This is a genomic window from Reinekea sp. (assembly GCF_982785585.1).
The window spans coordinates 96,704-99,805 of the sequence record NZ_CEYAVF010000007.1 but is presented as its reverse complement, the minus strand read 5'-3'; the positions used below and the strand labels follow the sequence as shown (position 1 = coordinate 99,805).

Annotated in this window: 3 protein-coding genes; 2 read left to right on the top strand and 1 reads right to left on the bottom strand. The window is 53.8% G+C overall.

Annotated features, from left to right (window positions below):
* Positions 1-75: 75 nt before the first annotated feature.
* Complete coding sequence (locus tag AC4FIC_RS05080; RefSeq protein ID WP_476194822.1) at positions 76-525, top strand: DUF1499 domain-containing protein; 450 nt, start codon at positions 76-78, stop codon at positions 523-525.
* 51 nt (positions 526-576) lie between these two features.
* Here AC4FIC_RS05080 and AC4FIC_RS05075 read toward each other — a convergent pair whose 3' ends face one another.
* A complete protein-coding gene (locus AC4FIC_RS05075; protein WP_100258580.1) occupies positions 577-2,079 on the bottom strand; it encodes a CoA-acylating methylmalonate-semialdehyde dehydrogenase in 1,503 nt (500 codons plus the stop codon).
* Between the two features lie 120 nt (positions 2,080-2,199).
* Here AC4FIC_RS05075 and AC4FIC_RS05070 point away from each other — a divergent pair.
* A partial coding sequence (locus AC4FIC_RS05070) for a LysR family transcriptional regulator (protein ID WP_487778683.1) occupies positions 2,200-3,102 on the top strand: 903 nt, incomplete at its 3' end.

The following is a 3,102-nucleotide window of genomic DNA, read 5'->3' as shown; positions in this document are numbered from 1 at the left end:
TGCTCGTAAATAATCATGGCTCTGAGGTATGCTCAGCATTAGCCTGCCCAACTCATTACAGAGGTCCTTATCAAGATGCGTTACCTGTTACTCGCCCTTAGCGTTATGTTGGTTGGCTGTGTGTCAACACGGTCCATTCCCCAGACTGGGATCGATTTTCAATTGGATCGATGCCCACCTTTTTTAAACTGTGTATCAAGCGAGTCTATTATCCCGCTCTATCAAGTCGCCCCGGTAAAACTGGTCGCACCGTTGCGCCGCGAAAGTTGGCAAGCCATTCAACAGACTGTTTTGGCTCAGCCCGGCGCTTCTTTAACGCAAGCGCGCTTTGGTTACCTTAGGGTGACCTGGCACAGTGCCTTGTTTCGCTTTCCGGATTTTGTCGAGCTCTTGGTCACTGATGATTCGAACCGTTTGGCGGTGCGGTCTCAATCCCTGTTTGGCTTATTTGACTTTGGTGTCAACAGAGCGCGCATTGAGCGCCTTCGGGAGGAATTAATTGCTAGGGGTTTAGCCGTTCGATAGGCAAAAAAAAGGCAATGCGCTTGCGCATTGCCTTTTTCATCGGACTAAATTTTACTTCATCGTGGGCATGGTGAATTCCGGACCCGCGCTCAGGCCGGTCGGCCAACGCGCGGTAATGGTCTTCATGCGGGTATAGAAACGCACACCATCTGGGCCATGCATATGCAACGGGCCGAACAGTGAGCGCTTCCAGCCACCAAAGCTGTGGAACGCCATTGGCACGGGGATTGGGACGTTAACCCCGACCATGCCTACCTGGACGTTCTCAACGAAGTTACGTGCGGTGTCGCCGTCGCGTGTGAAGATTGCCGTACCATTGCCATATTCGTGAGCGTTGATCAGGTTTAAGGCTTCTTCATAGCTATTCACTCGAACCACACAGAGAACCGGTCCAAAGACCTCCTCCTGATAAATACGCATACCGGCCTTGACGTTGTCGAACAGGGTCGGTCCGACAAAATAGCCATTTTCATGGCCAGAAACGACAAAGTTGCGACCATCGACAACCAGGGTTGCACCTTCAGCGACGCCCGAGTCAATGAAACCGAGCACCTTATCGGCATGTTCACGGGTAATGAGCGGGCCCATATGTGCCTCTGGACCGTCGCTGATGCCCGCACCAACTGTCATGGTGGCGATATTCTCGCTGAGGTCTTTGATCAGGTGGTCGGCCACTTCATCACCAACACAGACGGCTACCGAGATCGCCATGCAGCGTTCGCCAGCCGATCCATATGCCGCACCCATCAGCGAGTTGACCACCTGCGATGGTTCCGCATCGGGCATAACGATCATATGGTTCTTTGCACCACCCAATGCCTGAACACGCTTGCCGTGGGCACTGGCTGTTGAATAGATGTATTCAGCAATAGGTGTCGAGCCGACAAAACTGACCGCCTGAATCCGCTCATCTGTTAACAGGACGTCTACGGCTTCTTTGTCGCCGTTGACAATATTGAAGACACCATCGGGTAGACCGGCCTCTTTGAGCAATTCAGCCAAACGCAGTGGCGTTGACGGATCTTTTTCAGACGGTTTCATAATAAAGGTGTTGCCACAGGCGATCGCGACCGGAAACATCCACATCGGCACCATGGCCGGGAAGTTAAAGGGGCTGATGCCCGCACAGACACCCATCGGCATCATCTGGCTGTAGCTGTCAACACCACGGCCAACATTCAGACTGTGCTCACCCTTTTGTAAGTGCGGGATGCCACAGGCGAATTCAACCACTTCCAGGCCGCGGGTCAGTTCACCCTTGGCGTCGGAGAAGACCTTGCCGTGCTCTTGTGAAATCAGGGTGGCAATCTCATCGGCATGCTTTTCGATCAGTTCTTTGTATTTGAACATGACGCGTGCGCGGTTGAGTGGCGTTACCTTGCTCCAGATTTTGAAAGCGGCTTCTGCATTGGCAATAGCTGCACGGGTCTCGTCTGCGCTGGACAGGGCGACGGTGGCTATTTGCGCACCGGTGGCTGGATTGTAAACCGGTCCAGTGCGGCCCGACGTGGATGCGACGCGTTCGCCGCCGATAAAGTTACCTATGACCGACATGGTTCTTCTCCGTTGTTTGGTTGGGTCTTATTAAATGCCATCAAAAGTGATATAACAATGTAAAATAATTCCTGTATGATGCATCATTTTTGATGTATCACATAGGATCTGAGGCAGCCAATGAGTCGGAATCGTTTCAATTGGGAAGACGCGCGCTATTTCTTAGCCGTTGCCCGCTCCGGCACCATGGGGCGTGCGGCCGATACCCTAGGTATTGCGTCCATTACCTTGTCCCGTCATCTATCCCATCTGCAGTCCCGCACCGGTACTGCCCTCTTTACCCGTCACAGTAAGGGACTGACGCTCACCGACGAGGGACAGCGCCTGTTGGTGTATTTAGAGCGAGCCGAAGCCGAAATCGAGGCCGCGGGTGAGATCTTCGGCTCCGACCCGACCTCGGTCAGTGGCACAGTGCGCATTGCCGCACCGGAGGGCTTTGCGCTGAAGGTGTTAGCACCCCAGCTGAATGGCTTATTGGATGCTAACCCTGAGTTACGGGTTGAGATTGTGCCGCAATTGCGGGGTTTTTCGCTTTCTCGTCGAGAAGCCGATATAGCCATCATGGTGGGCAAACCGACGGAAGCAAAATTGCGCTACACACCCTTAGCAACCTATAACTTGGGCCTGTTTGCCTCGCCCGACTACCTGGCCAGGCGCGGCTATCCTGACTCCATTGAGGCACTCGCCGACCATCGCTTGGTTGGCTATGTCGAAGATCTACTCTTCTCGGATAGGCTTAACACCCCTAAATCGGCCTGGTCGGCATGGCAATCGCAAATATCCATCTACTCGCCGATTGGCCAGGTCGAGGCCGTCCGTGCCGGTACCGGTATCGGGATGTTGCATCGGTTTTTGCTCAATGCCAATGACGAGCTGATTCGCTTACTGCCGGAGGTGGAGGTGGAACGAGAGTTCTATCTGGTGTACCACCCGACGACTGAGCGGATACCGCGCATCGCGACGGCGATTGAGTTTCTCAAGCACATCAGTGTTGAAACCAGCAGTGAGTTACCGGCGTCCGAA